The sequence below is a fragment of the Robertmurraya korlensis genome (assembly GCF_023715225.1).
In the GTDB taxonomy this organism is placed as follows: domain Bacteria; phylum Bacillota; class Bacilli; order Bacillales; family Cytobacillaceae; genus Robertmurraya_A.
Window position 1 is genome coordinate 22,745 of sequence record NZ_JAMBNS010000014.1, and the last position, 18,886, is coordinate 41,630.

Consider the following 18,886-nt stretch of genomic DNA (forward strand, 5'->3'; position numbering starts at 1 on the left):
TTTTCACGTTACCACTCACCTAATTTTTTTTACAAAATAAAAAGCCTACTAATTAATTTAGTAGACTTATCATAAGTTAGTTTCCAAAATTCATTTCAAACGTTCCAGTTTCCCAAGTTCCCATCCCTGTTCCGGAACCAATATGGTCCTCTAAGTCACCACCACCGGTTACTTGTCCTACCGTTGAACCAGTAGAATTACTATTAGAACTATTTGGTTGACTCGGACTAGGATTGGAACTATTAGGACTAGTAGATTTATTTCTAGAGTTACTTGTTGAATTACTAGTGGTACTAGAACCTTTCGAAGACCCCTGCGAACTGTTCGAAACCACTTTATTATTTACCGAATTGGAATTACTTGTATTAGATTGTGCTTCTTGTTGTTGCTTGGCTACTTGTTCGGCAGCTGCCTTTTCTGCTGCTAATTTTGCTTCCTCTTTTTTACGATTTTCTTCTTCTATAGCAACTATTTTCTCATTGACTGATTCAAGATGTTTTTTTAGTTCGTCTTTTTTCACTTCATTCTTCACTTCATCAACTAGTGATAATGCTGAATTATAAGCTTCTCTACTCAATGAGTTTTCTGCTTCTTTAATTTTATTTAAAGCAGAATCAATTGAAGCCAATTGAGCGTTAGCCTCAGATAAGTATTCGGATAAGTGATCGTAAATCGATTCATTAATACTTTTAATGATAATCAATTTTTGATTAATCTCTGTAAGTTTTTCCTCAGTAATGCTTTCAACTAATACTTCATTTTCTAAGGTGCTGTAGACTTCTTGTTGAATTTCAGCAATTTCTTTTACTTCGCTTATTTCTTTAGAAAGTTGATATTGTGCCTTTTCTTCTTCTACCTTTCCTACAGCAACTTCAGCATATTTGATTTTATTTTCAATATCATCGGCTAATCTAGTTCTAGTGCTGTTGTATAGTGAATCTACTGCATATTCAGCATTTTCAAGCGTTTCTACTCTCAAGTGTTCTAACTGTGTTGCTTCCTTCGCTAAAACCTTTTGATTATAAGCATATACACCTGTTCCTGTACCAGCTAGTAAAGAAAAAGCCGTAACACCAACAATGATTTTCTTTTTCATCATCTACTTACACACCCCTTCACATCTATAATCGGTTATTTTCTAAAATTTGTTAAGGATTTTTTGTTAAAGGATAATTTTGCTCGATACGTTATCATGTAAACAATTTATTATAGAGGCCGTTTTTTCAACAGCCTCTATTACTTTTTATAAAAATTCGCAATCGCTTGCGATTAATATACAAATTTATAGTTTAAACGAGGAAAAGGGCTTATTAACTTTTTATCGTCTCACCGATAGATAATAAACAATCTTTTCTTCCTTTTTGTTGGTTTTTGGCATGTACCAACACCCTTACGGTCAATAATATGTTATTAACCGACGTCGCTCTTGGATCACAAGTGGATTTAAGCATGTTCCCCCACTAACTCATGAAATTCGTATAGTTAACTCGAATAGTGATCTTTCATCGAGAACCACGCAATATTGTATTTTCAAGGATCATTTGTGCCGTTTTAAAAATAAATTGCACACATCATAACGTATAGGTTTTTCAATTTCCTTTAACTTGCTTTAACTTGCTTTTGTATATATAAATCACTTTTTCTATTCTTTCTTTTGGCCACTATTTGTCCGTTAATGGTCCTTACAGTTCTAATGTCATAATATATCTCTTCTAGTCTCCGAATCTTTTTGGTTTCAACATTCTGTACAATCAACCCGGTTTTAAGTATGTAAATCTCTTTGGTGAATGTACGTATTGTAACCTGGTTTTTGAAGTCTAAGAATTGAAATCTATGCATTTTTGGTAATCTAACCTTTCGCAATTTTATCACCACCATTTTGCTTAAAAACTCTATTAATCTATTTGTTTTAAAGATTAAAAGAGATTTTATTTTTGTTCACTTAGTTCTTCTACCTTAATTTCAAGTGCCTTAGCTATTTTCATAATATTTTGATGCGTAGGTTGTTTACGAGTCCCATTTTCAATTTGAGATATGGTAGGTTGGGGAACACCGGATTTTTCGGCTAGTTCAAATTGAGTCCATCCTTTTTCCAATCTCTTTTCCTTTATCCTCTTAATGGTATTCACCTCCTTATGTTTATATTATTCGAAAATGAATATTTCGTCAACTATTTTATTTTTATTCTATTATGAATAAACGTTCAATAATTTTAAAAAACCCTCACTTTTCTGATATGATTTAAATAAAATAATTACCTGTATTGGTGAGTGAAATAAATGAATGAGTTCTACAAAGAACTGGGTGAAAAAGTTAATAAGTATCGAAAAGCAATTAATATGTCTACTACCACACTTTCAGAGCTATCAGGAACATCACAAAGTACAATTAGTAAAATTGAGAATGGTGCTACAGCAACTAATATAGAAACTCTGTTAAAAATTTGTGAAGTATTAGGAATTACACTTTATGACATACTACCGAGTGAAATTTTCCCGGAATTTAAAATTACCGATCCGGATAAATTGCAACTACTTAATGTTTTTAACCAAATGTCAAAAAGTGAATTAAAGTTAATTCAAACTTTTCTTACAAACATCCTTCCAACATTAAAGAATTTAACTTCTCTTATTAAAGCCTTAGATCAATTATCCGACGAAGAAAGGGAATTTTTAATTTCTTTCTTTGATTCGATTTCGAATAATTAATTTAAGGAATACAAATACAATATAATAGTCCATACCAAAAAGGGAGGGTTAAAAATTTACCCCCCCTTTTTTAAAGAATGATTAAATGTTATTCATTTTCTTCTTTATCATTTGCAATTGCTTTTTAATTGTTTCAACTGATTTAAACAATTTTTCAGCTATTTGTACCTTATTCAATCCTTCTTCTTTTAATTTGAAGACCTCTCGTTCGGTTGGAGTTAATACCCTTGTTTTTCTTTCTAATTTGAGTTCCTTTAAAAGCACAGAAGAAACATCAGAATGAATACTAATCTTGTCATAATAAGCTTCTCTAATTGCTTTTGGAATATCTCTATAAGAGGATTTATTAATATAGTTAGTAGCTCCATTGTCAAATGCTTCAAGAATAATTTCCGGTTCATCCCACGATGTTAACATAATAATTTTCTTTATTCCTTGTTCGTATAATTGGTTAGCTATTCTAAGCCCGCCAAGATCTTCTTCATCTTCAGAAAGTGAAAGATCCAATAATACTACATCCACATCTAACTCGCTAATTTGTAATGCATCCTCTTCTGTAGATGCCTTTTTAACTACTAAAATATCTTCTTCCTGTTCTATATATTCAGATATACACTTCATCCAAACTTGATCGTCTTCGACAATTAGAAGTCTAATATTATCCATAGATCATTTCCCCTGCCCCTGTTAATTCAAGTTTTGGTTCCTGAATCTCGATAACTCTCTTCTTGGGTAGAATCAATGTAATTGTAGTACCCTGGTTTATTTGACTTTTAACCGTAATATCTCCTTGGTGTTTTGTCATAACGTTATAGCAATACGTTAATCCAAGGCCAAAATTCCCTACTCTTTTCTTAGTTGAGTAGAAAGGATCTAATATTGAAGAAATCTTATCTTTTTCAATACCTTTCCCATTATCATTAAAATCTATAAAAACTTTACCACGAGTTAAATAGATTTTAATTGTGATACTTGGATTACTCCCCATAGCTTCGATTGCATTTTTTAATATGTTTAAAGTGGTTTCCTGAAGATGGACAAAGTCTCCATATACTTTTACATCCATTTCATAATTCTTTTTTATTTTGACTTCAGAAATCAAGGGTTGAAGTAAATCAATACTTGTATCAATTAAATTACTTAACCAAAAATCAGTTTCCTTCAAGTTCATAATGTCTAATTTATTTTGAATCCGATTTGATAGCTCTAGAACATGACTTGTAGATTTCAATATTAATTCAATATTTTCTGATTCAGGTCCATCTACTTTATTCTTTAGTTGGGTAGTTAATAAATCAATTTTTGCAACTTCATTTTTTATTGTGTGGTTTAAAAGTGCCGTTCCCGAGGTGACAGCTTTCATTGTAGAGTCACGTTTTTGCTTCTCAAACTTAATTTGCACACCTAAAATCCCATATCTAGTGCCAAAATATATAAAAAAGCCAAATTGGACAATAATGATCAAAGGATTATATATCCAAGCTCCTACTACCCCAAAACCTTCTAAGATTATGTTGGTGATTAAAGGAAAAGCGATCATCGGAATAACCGTAATACAGGTTATTATTTTCTGTCTTTTTATGGATATTCTAGTTTCTTTTATTGCAGAGTAGACCATTAAACCGAAGCACATTAATACGTAAGGTACTATCCATATTGCTAATATTGCATGTATTGTATGAAATTCAGGGTACACATGAAAAGGGAAAATCGGTAAATACATGGCGATAGGAGGAATTGCTAATGCAGCTTTCCAGACCCGTTTTTGTTTGCGTGTTTTAATCGATTCCGAATATAATAGGCCAAAAAATGCAATGCAATAAGCAGTCCAATAGTGACCGAAAGATGTAGATATTCCATCTAAAACTAGAATCCATTCAGGCCGATTGATTCCTGTACCAAGAACAGCGCCAAGCCCACCAAAACCGCCACAAATACCAATGTAACTGACCCATCTCATTTTTTCGTCATTTAAGTTTGTAAGAAGAACAATAGCACTCATTAACCAAAGTAATATCACAAGTATAAGCATATTGATTTACCTCTTTACTCTCTCATGGATAAAAGAAAGTGTATCGGTAGCAATCTTAGTTCTCTGAAGAACAATTCCAGCATGTCCACAATTATAGATATGTCTCGGAGGCTTCCCCCACGCTTCCCATAAGTGGTTTGCATCATTTAAATCTATATATTGATCAAATCTACCGGAGATTAACAATATATTGTTTTTATTAACTTTTGGTTTAGCTTGACTAGGATCTAAAATGTCCCAATATCTCTCTAAATCCTCATAAGTCACACCATTTTGTTCTAGGTCCTTCTTTATAAATTTTCCAGGAATTGTATTCCAAATTGAATGAGATAATTTATTTGCATAAAAGATCGATACTATACCATCTATTTCCTCTTCAAGAGTAGCAGCTAAATTGGTAATCCATCCCCCTAGACTTACACCTACTAAGTAAATAGGACCTTTTTTATTTATTTTCAACCAATTTATCAACGTTCGTAAGTCAACAATTCCTTGTCTCGTTGAATCGACAGTACGGTTAATATTTGCGCTTATCATTAATTCACCACTATACAGTGAATCTTCTGGCTGCCTTTGAAAATGAAAGGGTAGTGGAAAATAATACATATTCCAACCAAACTCATTCATAATACGGTCATGAAATATCTTCTTAATTCTATCGAATGACTCCATTCTCCAACCATGAACAAAGATAATATTTGGTTTGTTTTCCTCATCCTCATTTAAAAATACATCACCTTTTACCATATCGTTGTTGGTAATTCCGGAAGGAAGTGAAGAATTGAAGGCAAATGACCCTATTTTATAATCCTTTTCTGTAGAAGATAAATCGATAGTAACGTTCACTGGATTAGATTTATAAAAGGTTTCTCTATCTATAGTTTCCTGAGTTATATCTTGGGGAGTTAAGTAATGTGAGATTTTGCTCTTCTTTTTGTGTAGATCATATAATGCGTAACGATCTATGAATTTTGAAATTAACAATTTTCTTCCTCCTATAAAAAGTTATTTATCCCTTTAATGAGATTATTTTACATTAAATAAACCTCCTATCCTTATCTTCAGTAAATTAAACCGTAAAGATAAAAATGGAGGTTCTTATTTCTATATTGAAATTTACGTTTAATTTATTGCATACAATCAATAAGTAGATAGGCTATTAATTTTTGCTACTACAAATTTTATATATATAGCATATTTACTTATATCGGTCAAAAGTCATTTTAGTTTAATTACAAGAACGTAAATTGACCTAGATAACATAAAATTATATTTAAAATAGGAATTATTAGGTAGACACCTTTTTCTGTAAGAAAACAATTATTTATAAAACATACAATTAATAATAAAAAATTCAAGATAAATAAAAAAATACAAGTATATATAAGGAAAATAATATGAATGCTGAATCCCTTATGTAGCAAGGGTTTTAGGGTTCAAAATTATTTTTGAAATACAGTCTTCACATACCCACATATTGAAAAATACTTTCTTCACTATCCACATATATCTAAATCCTTTATCAAGATTTCCACATAACTATAAATACAGTTCTATTATTATAGATAACTTGAAATACAGTCTTAAAATTCGGTGTTCTAGTAATTCCAGGGTGATAATTTTAGTTATTTTGTAACAATAGGATATTTATTGAAATTAAAGGATAATAGAGAAATTTGAAGAAGTTTCGAGGGAATGACAAATAGCCCTTTCATTTTTAATTTTTGAAAAGGCTGATTGGATTAGATTTTATTTTTTTATAAAAAAACCAGTTTATTTAACTAGTTTTTGAAACTAGGAAAGGAGGATATACCCCATTTGTTCTATGGTATGCAGTCATAATTTCGATGCGATCTCCCTCAGATAAAAACCCTTTAAATTCTTCAAAGGAATTAGAGAAGCACTTATTAACGAATGCACCTAAGTTTTTAATAGAGTTTAATTCACCATTATTGTGTAGGTGTTCAAGGGTATCTGCAACCTTTGAAACCGTATAATTTATCATTTTGTCGTGCTGGTTTACTACACGTAAATGAGTAGAGATTTTGGCCATTCTACTAACCGACTTGTAAATATCCTGCATCTCGCGCCATTTAGCAGGGATTTTAGCATTCTTAATACGAGCTTCCATTTCTTTTTTTGCTCTTGCAAATGATGTTCTCTCTTCTAAATCATCGTTACTTTTAAAACATGCTCCATTAAGGGCAAAAGTAAATTTCTCAATGCAAACTTGAACGAATGTTCTCTTTCTCACTTGGCGATCTTCAGAAGGATTTTTAACTTTGGTATTAATTGGCTTAAACAAAAAGATGTTTTGAATAATAGATAAAAAGTTTCTAACTCTCTTTGCTGTAGTGTTTAAAGTCGTTTTTAGATATGACATAGTTCTCACATCTTTAACTTCATCAACATTCAATACCTTTCTACGATTGGTTCCTACCTGACGAGTGAAATATTGACATAGTTCAAGAAGTAGAATAGGTCCTTTGTGATAACGTTGTTTAATTAGTAAGCCGAACACTCTTTCTTGGAATAAAGCATGAGGAATTCGGAAATAACTTGAGGATTTATCGCTAAATGAATTATTAATTTGTTGATTATATAAAGCATAATTAACAATTTCATAGTGGAGTCCTTTAGAAGTATATACTTCAGCTATATAATTTTTTTCAATTAATTTATCAAACGCTTTTTTGACAGTTTCATAACTTAAATCATGTTCAGAGGAAAGGTTAGATATACAAAGTTGTTTGCGATCACTGATTGAAGGGTCTTTCGTAAAAGAACGGATTTGGCCCATTTCATCTACATATAAGTGGAGGATCATGAAAACAGAAATCTCAGAGGTTGTAATTGGATGAATGTCTTCCTTAGAATCCCGACGTATATTTTTCAGGTGCTCTTCAAAGAATTTGACTCCATCGATTGTGTAGTTTTGAGGATCTTTAGTTTTATTTAAAATTGACATTGTATATACTCCTTTTTGATTCAACAAAAAAAGACGATGATCCCTGTATTATCAAGGAAAACATCGTCTTTTATGTGTTGAAAAAAGGCAGCACAAAATAGACTTTTGGCAGGAATTTTCTTTGACTTCCTTCTTATACTAATGTAAAATACATATATATAAGAAGAGAATAAAAGAGACTTCCCGTCAGTGTTTTCCCTAGGTGGTTTAGGGGGAACCGTCTAAGAGTGTTTGCAGCACTACTTAGATGGCTGGAGGTCTTTTTTTTATTGTCGTTTTTATTTATTGTGACAAGTATAGCAATAAAATTTTTAACTAGCAATTTATACCTATGTATAATACGTTTGTTATTTTTAATAAATAAGTTGTCGTAAATCTACTTTACAACAGCTTTTTTTTTTTGTAAACAGAAGAAATCACATTCGTTATCGAATATTATCATATTTATCTATTATCAAATTTATCTTTATGATTATAGATAAAAAGATAAATTATCATATTTATCTTTCGTTATATTTATCTATTATCATATATATTTATTATCATATATATCTAAAATCGAAATCCGAATAAGCATAGATGTGACAAGGGTTTGGATAGCCTTTTAAGTAAACTCTCTCTATTAAAAAGTTTATACTAAATTTGCAAAGATTCACATCTCTACCAAAGTGCTTTATAATTAATGAATCAAATATATCTATTATCATTTTTATCTTTATGATAATAGATATATAATACAAGTAGAAAAAATTTTCAGAGGGTTAGGAGGAATTCGGAATGGGCATTACCATATGTGTTGGAAATTACAAAGGTGGAGTCGGAAAAACTAAAAATAACGTTATGAATGCTTACGAACTAGCTAAGAAGGGCTTCCGAGTCCTGGTTGTAGATCTTGATCCACAAGCAAACTCTACAACTGTTTTAGTAAGGACCAAAAAAGCGCATAGTGAAGAGGTTTTTAGCTTTGATAAAACATTAATGACAGCTGTACGTGAAGGGAATTTAGAGGGTTTAGAGGTTCCGATTGTTGAAAACCTTTGGTTGTTGCCCTCGTATATTGATTTTGCGAACTATACTACATTTTTAGACATTCGATATGGCATTGTGGAAGAAGATGACCGGGATTATCATCATATTACTAAGGAGAAAATTACATATTTTTCAAAACTTCTACAGCCATTAAAAGAAAAATATGATTATATTTTTATTGATGTACCTCCTACCAAATCGTATATAACAGATAGTGCAGTGATGTGTTCGGATTATGTATTAATTGTTCTTCAGACACAAGAATTGTCACTGGATGGTGCACAAATGTATTTAAAAGATTTACAGACTCTGGCCTTGGAGTATGGTGGGGAGTTTGAAATTTGTGGAGTATTGCCTGTTTTAATAGATGGGAACGCATCTGTAGACCAATTTGTTCTAGAAAGCGCAGCTGAAGTGTTTGGTGAAGAAAACATGTTTAAAATAAAGGTTCCGAACATGGCCAGATTAAAACGTTTTGACAACACAGGTATAATCGAAGTCGATCAACACGATAAAAAAGTGGTAGCATTCTATTCTAATGTTGCTGATGAATTAATAAGCAGAATTAATTATTTTGAAGGGAATGGTGATTTAGATGGAGAATAATATCAAGAGTGAGAAAAAAAGAGTACCTGGATTAATAAGACAGGAAAGAGTTATTCCGAATCTTCCAGATCCTAAAATGGAAAATGTGATTACCGAAAAACCAAAAGAAGAAACTAAAGCAAATGGCAATACCACCAAAAAAGCAAACATAAACCAGCAGAGTAATATAAAAGTTTCATTAAACACTAAAAAACAAATTGATATATTACTTAAATTTTCTAATCATAAATTTGCTTATGAACTAATTGATAGTATGGTTGATGTTTATGTCGAACGTGCTTTAGATAATGATCAGAAACGGGCATTTAAGACGTTAAGTAAATTAATCTCTGAATAAAAACGTAATATGTAATTAACTTTATAAACATTCTTGAAATTCCATCGAGCCAAAGCGTATGAGTTGTTTTGGCTTATTTTTTTGATAAAAAATACCTCTTAGAACCTGCCCCTTTTTTCTTCAATGTTATATATTTATATATTTTCTATAATAAAAAAATATAAATTTTATATATATTTTTAATAAAACAATATTCCTTAAATAAAATTTAAAATAAAACTATATATTTATGATATATTTTTTATATAATTTATATATAATAATATGCATTGCTGATGGTGTTTTAGTCATTTTATATCATTTCTATATTATTTTTATATAAATATTATATAAAAATGTTTACTTTTTAATAATTATAGGTTATGATTAATACAAGGTTAAGAAAAAATAATTTATGAGGTGAACGGAATGAAATTGTGCGTAGGAATTGATATTGGAAATGCAAAAACAGAATTAGCTTTTGAATCAGAAAAACAGTTGCAACTTGTAAGACAACCTTCAGTTATTTCATATCTTCCGAGAACTCCTGAGTCAAATGATCTCCCACTGGAACATGTAATGAATAATTTAATAGATAATCTAATTGTGAATATTTCATCGCCTTCAATAAAGAGAAATGGAGATTACTACATAGGAAAAAAAGCAATGCAACATGACGGTATTAAAACGAATATGTTGATTAACCTAGGTGGAAAATCAACGCACGATTTACCTATCATTACTTCATTGTCGTTAGTTGCAGCAACTTCAGTAAAGAAGCATTACGAAACTGAAGGTGAACTTCCTGAAAGTTTATCGATAGACCTAAAGATGGCTACTGCAATTCCTTCATCTGAATTTAGTCGTCAAAATGCAAAAACTCTTGAGGATCGCTTTAAAAATAAACATATTGTGACTTTGTATATTGGAGACCATCAAGTGTTAACTTCAATAAAAGTTACAGATTGTAAGGTAACTGAAGAAGGAAAAACTTCTATGTTAGCATTTTTAAATAGTGATGAAGACATTCTTGAAGATTATAATGAAATCTACAGCGAGAATAAAAAGCCTTCAGACTTCAAATCGACAAGAAGTCTTCACTCAGATATTGGAGACGGTACATCAGAATTTGTTGTTATAGAAGGAGCAAGTCCGGTACAAGGATTAAGTAAAGGAAAACGATTAGGTGTTGGACATGCTTCCGATCTTGCTATAAGACTTTTACGTGAACAAATAAATATTAGTGACAAATTTACTCGTCAACAGTTACAAGAGTGGCTAAAGAGAGATAATGAAAAAGGGCAGCTTGCAAGAAACTTAATGGGTGAAGCTACATTGGGACAAGCGCAAGCCATTTTAGAAGAAATTCAAACGTCATTCCAGGAGCTTGCTTCTTCAGATGTTGATTATGTTTTTGTTCATGGTGGAGGTAGCATCACTTTTAAGAATGAATTGCAAGAAGAGTTAATGGATTTTGCTAAGAATAATCATTTTAAAGTGGTATGGATTCCTGCTAAGTATGCGACTACGATGAACTCAAGAGGGACATTCTATTTGGCGAAAATGATGTATTCTAACAAGAAATAAACTTGAGAGGTCTTAGTGACCTCTTCTTATAATTTTAGGAGAGTGAACATATCATGTCTAAAAAGATTGGTAATGAAGAACAGAAAATCAAAGGGAAATTTTTAATAAATATTGAATCACGAACAGATGAAAAGAAAATTAAATTTACAAAATGGTTGAATGCACAAACTAATCCACAGAATAGTTTTCTTTCTTTAATAGAACATTGTATTGATCGTTTTGGATATGAAGATGTTACGGATCACGAGATAGCAAAAAGGCTGCACACAGAAATTCTTTATTTTAACAACAATGATGTTCCTCAAACTAATATAAAAATGGTTGAGGCTAATAATTTAAAAATGGACAATGAAGTTGAGAAAGAAAAGATAGAGATAAAGAAACAAGTAAAGAAAGTAAGTGAAGTAGAACCACAAGAAGATCCTGAAGATGATAATAATATCATTGCTGATTTAAACTCTTTTTAAAATTATTAAAGTCTATTCAACTAAAATTCAGGGGGGATTTACTTGAAAAGTAATAAAGTTAATAAAGCGATGGAATATGCAAAAGCGTCACAAGCGATGGAGGGTCTAAAGGTATCTGAAGAACAAGAAAAGTTAGTTTTAGACATCATGAGTGGTAAAATTTCTGAAGAAGAATTTAATCAGAGAGCAAGACAATTGGCGAATGAATAATAAGTATAGAAGTCAATCAAGGTACTGTTATCCTGGAACCGATGTATTAATTAATAAGTTTGATGAGAAAGATCTCGACAAACTAACTAATCTTGAAACCACTTTTACAACTCGAAGGATATACCAGCTATATGAAAAGCCGATAGCTGGATCTTTTGGGTTGAAGCATTTACAAAAAATTCATAGATTTATTTTTAAAGATGTTTATTCGTTTGCAGGAGAATTTAGAGATGAACAAATTTCAAAAGGGACCACAACATTTGCTCATCCTCTTCACATTCATTCATTCGGAAATGACATATTAAAAGAGTTAAAAAATGAACAGTTTTTAAAAGGATTAAACAAAGAAAACTTTGCTGAGAGAGCATCTTATTATTTAGGTGAAGTGAATATCCTTCATCCCTTTAGAGAAGGTAACGGAAGAGTCCAAAGGGAGCTATTTAGGATTTTAGCTTTGAAGAATGGTTATGAGTTAGATTGGTCAAAAATTAGCCCCGATGAAATGTTAAAATCCTCAATTCAGTCAGTTAATGATTCAGCAGCCTTTAAGATTATCTTCATGAAGGCAATTATAAATAGTGAACCGGATCAAACTTTGATTAAAGAGTTTAGGTCTTTGAAAAAAAGTAATGAACTAGAATTATAATATTGATTATTAAAAGGAGAAAGGAATTAATTATTCCCTTCTCCTTTTTTGTGTTTATCTAATTTTTTAGCTTTTACATATGATGAAAATTGTGAAAATATCTCTTCTACTTCATGTAGATCGTTGTTATTTAAATCGAAATATTTTTCAGAAAGCGCACCTATTTGAATTAATCTTCTAGTTCGCTTCTTTCTTTCAATTTTACTTAAAGAGTGTTCAAATATTTTCTTTTCTCTTTCAAGTTTTTTTATTTGTTCATCTAGTTTACTGATTTGATTCGTCATTGCTAGTTCCAGTTGAATTTTCGATAGTTATTGTGTCCCTTGTTAATTCCTCAAGAGTTTCAATGAATGAATAAATTTCCTCAATGGACTTATTTTCTAAATTAAATTTTTCAATAAACCTCTTACCTGTATTTTTCTCTAACTTAGCTATTTCTCTTTTCTTTTTATCTTGAAGCTTCTTGATCTGTTCCTCAATTGATGTGATTTTAGATACTGTACTTTGGGTCATTGTGTTATCTCCTTAATAGTTTTCTTTTATTCTATCAAATTTCCTTTTATGCTTCAAATTAATATTAAAAGGCATAGGTAAAACAATTGTATAAGAAACTAAATAATGTTAAAATATATCCATAACAAAGTGACATATGGCGCACTTATACACTCTATCGAGTGTGTGCTAAAACCAAGAAGGACTCCGTCCTCTTTTGGTTTCCGTCAGGCGTGTTGGTTAAAATTCGCTTCGCTCATGTTTATAGAAAGGAGAATTCTGAAATGGCTATTTATCACTTTAGTGGACAAGTAATGAGCAGAATTTCAAAACAAACAGGAAACCCTACAAGTCCATTAGCTAGTGCTGCTTACCGTTCTGGTGAAAAGTTAGTTGATGAAGTAGACAATAAAACATTTTTCTATAAACGTGAGGTTGCACCTGTTACTCATATTCTAGCTCCTTCTCATGCCCCTGACTGGGTTTATGATAGAGAAAGATTATGGAATGAAGTGAATAAAATTGAAAAGAACTATAATGCTCAATTTGCTAGAGAATTTAATGTTGCACTTCCAGTTGAATTAAACCTAGAACAACAAGAGCAATTAACTTTAGAATTTTGTCAAAAAGCATTTGTTGATCGAGGAATGGTTGCTGATATTGCTATACATAGAGACGATGTAAGTAACCCACACTTTCATGTGATTCTTACAGTAAGACCATTTAATGAAGATGGGTCTTGGGGAGTTAAGGCAAAGAGAGAGTACAAGTTTGATAACAATGGAAATCATATTTTAGATAAAAACGGAAAAAAGGCTTTTGATAAGGTTGATACAACAGACTGGAATCGTAAAGAAGTTTTTAATTATTGGAGAAAGCTTTGGGCTGATACTGCAAATGAATATTTAAAGGAAAATGGTATCTATGAAACTATTTCTCATCTGTCAAATGAGGATAGAGGGATTGAACAGATGCCTACAATTCATGAAGGTTATGTTGCTAGAAAGATGGAGCAGAACGGACAAGAATCTGACCGTGTTTCTATAAATAAAGAAATTAAAAAATATAATAAAACTATTTCTGACCTTCAAAAGTTCAAAGCGAAAAAAGAACAATTAAACTATCAAAATAAATTTGCAAGAAAATTTTCTCCAATGGAGAAAAAGAATCTAAGTGATATTGCAAAACAATTAAAGATGTTTGTAAATGTAGATTCATTGAGCGACCGAAGAAGTCAATTAAATGACTGGAAGAAATCTATTCAATTTACAAAAGATAATGAATCCAAATTAAAGCAATTAGCACGAATTGAAAAAGAAGAAACTTTAATTTCTTCTGCTGAAGATATTTTCAATTCTGAAAGTGAAAGATTCATCAAACAGTATTATTCAACATGGGATCTTAATAGTTTGAGTTTAGATGAAAAAATTATGATTGTTGAGAAGACTATTCAAACCAATCAACTATTAACAGAGGATGAGTTGGATCTAATTGAAGAAGAGGTTTACTCAAATAACTTACTCAAAGAAATTAATGGAATTCTTCACAATAGATACGCTTTTGTTCTAACTGTTAATCAAAAAATTGAGACTTTAAATTCTATAAGAGTAGACTTAGAAAAGAGATTAGGTATTTCGACTTCTGATTTTGAAGGGTCACTTAAACGTGCAGCATTAAAAAATCCACAGGAGTTTGAAAAACTAAAATCCATTATTAACAATACTGGTGAACTATTTAAAGCAAGAGATTTAATGAATGAGTTCTATAATTTAGAAGTTCAAAAACTTTATCCTTCAATTAATGTTGAGAATTTAACACTTGAAGAAAAGGAAATTTTAATAGTGGGTACGGAGTATTACGAAAAACCGGTCACATTAGAATCTATTCCCACGTTGCAAAGATACACAGAAGAAGACCAGATAAAATTAATTAGTCTTCTTACACAAGATGATGAAGTAAGTAAGGAAAATATTATTAAACTATATCCGAAGTTCCAGGTTAATAATCCTCGTTATCTAATGCTATTTAAAGATGAGTGCTTGAGAAATATTGATAGATTACCGAGAAATGTATCTGAACTATTGAAGGAAATTAATCCTGAATTACTCGCTGAAAATGAAATTGATAAGAGTTCATTAATAAAAGATATTAATATGAAAATTAATGAAGAAATTGATAGTTATAACTCAAATTCTTCAGCAATTGCAGCTCTTCAATCTGGTGTTACAAATGGTCTGCTACAAGGGATATTAGAACGAAGAGACTTTAAGTCAAAACAACAGTTTGAAGAGGATTTAAAATCTAAATCTAAAAAGAAAAATATCCATCGTTCAGGACCATCTTTATAGATTCATAATTACAAGAAAATGGAGTGAGTTTTATGGCCAAGAAAGGCTTCAAATCTAAAACATTTGAGGAAAGACAAGAAGAGCTTCAGGGACATTATGAAACGCTTTTAAAAGGGGTTAAAGAGGTTTCTTCTGATCCTGATGAATATATGAAATATCTAAACTTTGTGAGTAAATTTCCTAAGAGATCCCTACGAAATCAAATGTTAATATATATTCAAAAACCTGATGCACAATTAGTTGCCGGTTTAAAAACATGGAACAAGTTTGGGAGACAAGTTAACAAAGGATCTCAAGCAATCAAGATCTTTGCTCCAATCACGAAGAAAGAAAAAGTGGTTGATGAAAAAACACAAAAAGAAGTAGAAAAAAATGTTATAAAGGGCTTCCGAATGGTTAATGTGTTTGATGTTAATGATACAAACGGTGTACCATTACCTACTACTCCATTAGTGCCGAAAAATGTAAAAGAAAGTGAATTTGCAGAGAAGATTTATCTTCCGTTGGTTGAAGAGTTGAGAAAAGAGTTGCCTATTCAATTAGATGAAAACTATGTAGGAGATAGCAACGGTTACTACACTAGGTTAGAGCATAAGATTGTAGTAAATGCTAATTCTCACCGAGACATTACAAATCAGTTGAAGACTCTTATTCATGAATATGCTCATTCTATATTCCATAATGAGACAGGTAAATATAAAGATTATGACCGTGACTCAAAAGAGGTCCAAGCAGAGAGTGTAGCATACTTAACTACAAAGAGTTTTGGTATGGACACTAGTGATTATAGTTTCGCATATATTAAAGGTTGGGCTGCTGGAAAAGATGAGAAACTTCTTTTAGCATTCCAGGACGATATTCAAAAGGAATGTGCCAAGCTAATTAAGAAAATTGAGGATGTTATTGTTGAAAGAAATATTTCCTTTGATGTTGCTTCAGTATTAGATACTAATACGACTTCAGTTGAGGAAGGGGAGCAACCATTATCACTAATTCAATATGGAGAAACTTATGTGATAGCCAAAGGGGAGTTCAAAGAAAGCTCTCTAAATAACCTTGAAGACGTCAAGAAGCTTGGGGAGTCCTTTGATAACAAAGAGGTTGCAGAAAAATCCTTTGAAATTCTAAAGGGCCATGTACAGTTAGAAAGTGCAGAACAAATTGATAAAGAGAAAGGAAAAATCCACCTTTATCAAAGGAAGTTGATTGATCCTACAGAAGAGGTAGAAAAAACCATGTATTTTGTGGGGGTTCCGAGCTTTACGAATATCAAAGCTTTATCCGGTTTAACCATTGATAAAGAAAAGGCTTTGTCTACATTAGAACGAATGACTTCTAAAGTTGGTATCGGAGAAAATAAAAAAATTGAGAAGGACCTTTCAATGAGGGATCGTGATGGTGACGGAATGACCGACCTTCAGGAAAAAAGAGTTGGTACTAATCCTATAGACCAAGATACGGACCATGACGGAATTTCTGATAATCGTGATATTAATCCTAGAATCATTAAAAAACCTCAAGCAGAGTTAGAGTTATCACTATAATAAAATAATAAGGAGTGAGGAAATCATGAGAAAATTATACCTTTTTGAAATAGAGGCAGACGAGAAACCAATATTTAATATTGGTGAATGGGAGAGGCTTCACAACCTTACGAATGATTCAAAACTTGCTTCGGAACCCGATGTAGTAGCATACGGTGAGACTGAAGATGGGAAATATATTGAACTTTATGATAAGGCTGCTGAAGCCTGATAAATCGCAATCGATTGCGAAATTAAGAAAACCGGTCCCTTACATAATCTGTACCCCTTGTAAAGGACATTTTAAAAAAGCTAGGCTACTTTAAGAAGATGATCTCTGTATTCGACAGGGGTCATCTTTTTCATATTCCATTGATATCTGTTGTGATTATAGTAGTGGATGGCAGCTTTCACTTCTTGTTTAAGTTCTTCTAAGGTTTCACATGATTTTATATCAGCCAAGTCCTTAAAATGACCAAAGAATGATTCCTGTGGGGCGTTGTCCCAACAGTTCCCCCTTCTGGACATGGATTGTCCCAACTTGAATTTTTTCACCAGCTTTTGATATATAGGGCTGGTATAGTGACCTCCCTGATCAGAGTGTATATAGGCTCCTTTAGCTAATTTTATTCTCCTGTTTCTCTTTAACTTCTTAAGTGTGTCCGTAGCGATATCAAGGGTAACTCGATCAGAGAGCTGATGAGCTAACACTTCATTGGTGGAAGCGTCAATAATGGTTGATAAATACGCCCTTTTGCCTTTACCGAAATATAGGTAGGTGATATCCGTAAGCAGGACTTTATAGGGTATTCCTTGTTTGAATTCCCTGTTAAGCAGATTCGGGACGACCTTGTGCTCCTGGGTAGCCTTCATGATGCGTTTGTAGGGATTCGTTCTCCTAAAGGGGCTCTCAATTCCGTATTTCTTCATAATTCTTCTGATTCTCTTGAGGTTGAAGACAACACCAAACTGACCTGCCAATACCATCTTAATTTGGCGAGCCCCTTTTTTACGGTTCTTAAAATTGTATGCTTTTAAAACCAAGTTCCTGAGGGCTTCATCCTTTTTCTCCTGATCATTCCTTCGCTCAACTTGTTTAGCTGAAAAATAGTTATAGTAACCTTGACGTGAAACACCAGCTGTTTTACAGAGGTGAGAAACCATCCCTTTTAGATTGTACTTTTCGATGACTGAATGAATAAGGGTATATTTTTGGTCAGCCGATAACTTTACTTCTCCCTCTTTTTTAGCCCTCTTTCGGCGAATCGTATCTTTTTTAATAGTTCATTCTCTGCTTTCAACAGGTTATTTTCGGCCTCTAATCTTGCATACTTTTCTTCGATAGAAAGTTCTCTTTCCCTTGGTCTGCCTGAGTTTCCTGACCTTGTATCACGAAGGCCCAGAACCCCGTGCTTCCGATAAGCTTCTCGCCACCTTTTGCCTGAAGACTCAATCCGTACGATTCCAATTACCTCTATATCGAACCCACAGTCTTCAAATATCTCTCTCGGAAACTTCCCCTGGTCATATTGTGTTATAAAGAGCTCCTTAAACTCATCTGAATAGGTAATTCCTTTGGGACTTACTGACTTCACATAGGGATTTTTAGCTAGTAATTCAATCTCTTTTTCCGATAATAATTTTTTACTCATACTTTCTCTCCCGTACTATTTTTAATCTATTGTACATAAAAAGACCCTGTGCAGCAGACTTTTTTAATGTGTCTACTACACAGGGTACAGTTTAACACAAGGGCCGGTCTTTTATTTTTTCTTTGATTTTTTTAAAGGGATTCCATATTTATTGCTATGCTCAATACCTTTTTTGGCCAGGATCTTTGCTTCATCTTTCGACATTTTCATTCTCTTTTTTCCCCTTTCAAGAGCTTTAGTAAAATTATGGACAAATTCAGAATTTTATATACATACCTCTTCCCCCTCCCCCATATACATAA

19 protein-coding genes are annotated in these 18,886 nt (G+C 32.0%); 10 read left to right on the plus strand and 9 right to left on the minus strand.

Going from position 1 to position 18,886, the window contains the following annotated elements:
• Positions 1-76 precede the first annotated feature (76 nt).
• Together M3175_RS20560 and M3175_RS20565 are read right to left on the minus strand one after the other, a co-directional pair.
• Positions 77-1,099: a V-type ATP synthase subunit I domain-containing protein gene (locus tag M3175_RS20560; RefSeq protein WP_251523137.1), complete on the minus strand. Its 1,023-nt coding sequence runs from the start codon at positions 1,097-1,099 to the stop codon at positions 77-79.
• An 829-nt stretch (positions 1,100-1,928) separates the two neighbouring features.
• On the minus strand, positions 1,929-2,129 hold the full coding sequence (locus tag M3175_RS20565) for a helix-turn-helix domain-containing protein (RefSeq protein WP_503328622.1): 201 nt from the start codon (positions 2,127-2,129) through the stop codon (positions 1,929-1,931).
• Positions 2,130-2,279: 150 nt separating this feature from the next.
• Between M3175_RS20565 and M3175_RS20570 the strand changes: the two genes are divergently transcribed.
• A complete protein-coding gene (locus M3175_RS20570; protein ID WP_251523139.1) occupies positions 2,280-2,708 on the plus strand; it encodes a helix-turn-helix domain-containing protein in 429 nt (142 codons plus the stop codon).
• 81 nt (positions 2,709-2,789) lie between these two features.
• Here the strand turns inward: M3175_RS20570 and M3175_RS20575 are convergent, their stop codons facing one another.
• From M3175_RS20575 to M3175_RS20590, 4 genes are all read right to left on the minus strand, one after another.
• The gene (locus tag M3175_RS20575) at positions 2,790-3,374 is read right to left on the minus strand and encodes a response regulator (RefSeq protein ID WP_251523141.1); all 585 of its coding nucleotides are present in this window, start codon (positions 3,372-3,374) and stop codon (positions 2,790-2,792) included.
• Positions 3,367-4,740, minus strand: a complete 1,374-nt coding sequence (locus tag M3175_RS20580) for an ATP-binding protein (protein WP_251523143.1) — start codon at positions 4,738-4,740, stop codon at positions 3,367-3,369. The genes M3175_RS20575 and M3175_RS20580 overlap by 8 nt, the downstream gene beginning before the upstream one ends.
• Before the next feature lie 6 nt (positions 4,741-4,746).
• Positions 4,747-5,724 carry an alpha/beta hydrolase gene (locus M3175_RS20585; RefSeq protein WP_251523145.1) on the minus strand — a complete coding sequence of 326 codons (978 nt, stop codon included), beginning with the start codon at positions 5,722-5,724 and terminating at the stop codon, positions 4,747-4,749.
• 793 nt (positions 5,725-6,517) lie between these two features.
• Positions 6,518-7,708 carry a hypothetical protein gene (locus M3175_RS20590; RefSeq protein ID WP_251523147.1) on the minus strand — a complete coding sequence of 397 codons (1,191 nt, stop codon included), beginning with the start codon at positions 7,706-7,708 and terminating at the stop codon, positions 6,518-6,520.
• A gap of 777 nt (positions 7,709-8,485) precedes the next feature.
• Here M3175_RS20590 and M3175_RS20595 point away from each other — a divergent pair.
• The 6 genes from M3175_RS20595 (at position 8,486) to M3175_RS20620 (ending at position 12,569) form a co-directional block, all read left to right on the plus strand.
• The gene (locus tag M3175_RS20595) at positions 8,486-9,343 is read left to right on the plus strand and encodes an AAA family ATPase (RefSeq protein ID WP_251523149.1); all 858 of its coding nucleotides are present in this window, start codon (positions 8,486-8,488) and stop codon (positions 9,341-9,343) included.
• Positions 9,333-9,680 carry a hypothetical protein gene (locus M3175_RS20600; RefSeq protein ID WP_251523151.1) on the plus strand — a complete coding sequence of 116 codons (348 nt, stop codon included), beginning with the start codon at positions 9,333-9,335 and terminating at the stop codon, positions 9,678-9,680. The genes M3175_RS20595 and M3175_RS20600 overlap by 11 nt, the downstream gene beginning before the upstream one ends.
• A gap of 408 nt (positions 9,681-10,088) precedes the next feature.
• Entirely contained in the window at positions 10,089-11,246 is a 1,158-nt protein-coding gene (locus tag M3175_RS20605) for a ParM/StbA family protein (protein WP_251523153.1), read from the plus strand.
• A gap of 53 nt (positions 11,247-11,299) precedes the next feature.
• Positions 11,300-11,713, plus strand: a complete 414-nt coding sequence (locus tag M3175_RS20610) for a hypothetical protein (protein WP_251523155.1) — start codon at positions 11,300-11,302, stop codon at positions 11,711-11,713.
• Between the two features lie 42 nt (positions 11,714-11,755).
• The gene (locus M3175_RS20615) at positions 11,756-11,923 is read left to right on the plus strand and encodes an antitoxin VbhA family protein (protein ID WP_251523157.1); all 168 of its coding nucleotides are present in this window, start codon (positions 11,756-11,758) and stop codon (positions 11,921-11,923) included.
• Positions 11,916-12,569 (plus strand): Fic/DOC family protein, encoded by a 654-nt coding sequence (locus M3175_RS20620; RefSeq protein WP_251523159.1) that lies wholly within the window; start codon positions 11,916-11,918, stop codon positions 12,567-12,569. Before M3175_RS20615 ends, M3175_RS20620 begins: the two co-directional genes overlap by 8 nt.
• 26 nt (positions 12,570-12,595) lie before the next feature.
• Here M3175_RS20620 and M3175_RS20625 read toward each other — a convergent pair whose 3' ends face one another.
• Positions 12,596-12,853 carry a DUF3847 domain-containing protein gene (locus M3175_RS20625; protein ID WP_251523161.1) on the minus strand — a complete coding sequence of 86 codons (258 nt, stop codon included), beginning with the start codon at positions 12,851-12,853 and terminating at the stop codon, positions 12,596-12,598.
• On the minus strand, positions 12,834-13,082 hold the full coding sequence (locus M3175_RS20630; RefSeq protein ID WP_251523163.1) for a hypothetical protein: 249 nt from the start codon (positions 13,080-13,082) through the stop codon (positions 12,834-12,836). Before M3175_RS20630 ends, M3175_RS20625 begins: the two co-directional genes overlap by 20 nt.
• A gap of 263 nt (positions 13,083-13,345) precedes the next feature.
• Between M3175_RS20630 and mobQ the strand changes: the two genes are divergently transcribed.
• Genes mobQ through M3175_RS20645 form a run of 3 tightly spaced genes read left to right on the plus strand, consistent with a single transcriptional unit; the run spans position 13,346 to position 17,164 of the window.
• On the plus strand, positions 13,346-15,409 hold the full coding sequence (gene mobQ / locus M3175_RS20635) for a MobQ family relaxase (protein ID WP_251523165.1): 2,064 nt from the start codon (positions 13,346-13,348) through the stop codon (positions 15,407-15,409).
• A gap of 32 nt (positions 15,410-15,441) precedes the next feature.
• Positions 15,442-16,953 carry an ArdC-like ssDNA-binding domain-containing protein gene (locus M3175_RS20640; protein WP_251523167.1) on the plus strand — a complete coding sequence of 504 codons (1,512 nt, stop codon included), beginning with the start codon at positions 15,442-15,444 and terminating at the stop codon, positions 16,951-16,953.
• 25 nt (positions 16,954-16,978) lie between these two features.
• On the plus strand, positions 16,979-17,164 hold the full coding sequence (locus M3175_RS20645) for a hypothetical protein (RefSeq protein WP_251523169.1): 186 nt from the start codon (positions 16,979-16,981) through the stop codon (positions 17,162-17,164).
• Between the two features lie 80 nt (positions 17,165-17,244).
• Here the strand turns inward: M3175_RS20645 and M3175_RS20650 are convergent.
• A protein-coding gene (locus M3175_RS20650; RefSeq protein ID WP_371321714.1) for an IS3 family transposase occupies positions 17,245-18,584 on the minus strand; the annotation gives its coding sequence in 2 pieces (ribosomal slippage) (positions 17,245-18,189 and positions 18,192-18,584; 1,338 coding nt in all).
• Positions 18,585-18,886 lie beyond the last annotated feature (302 nt).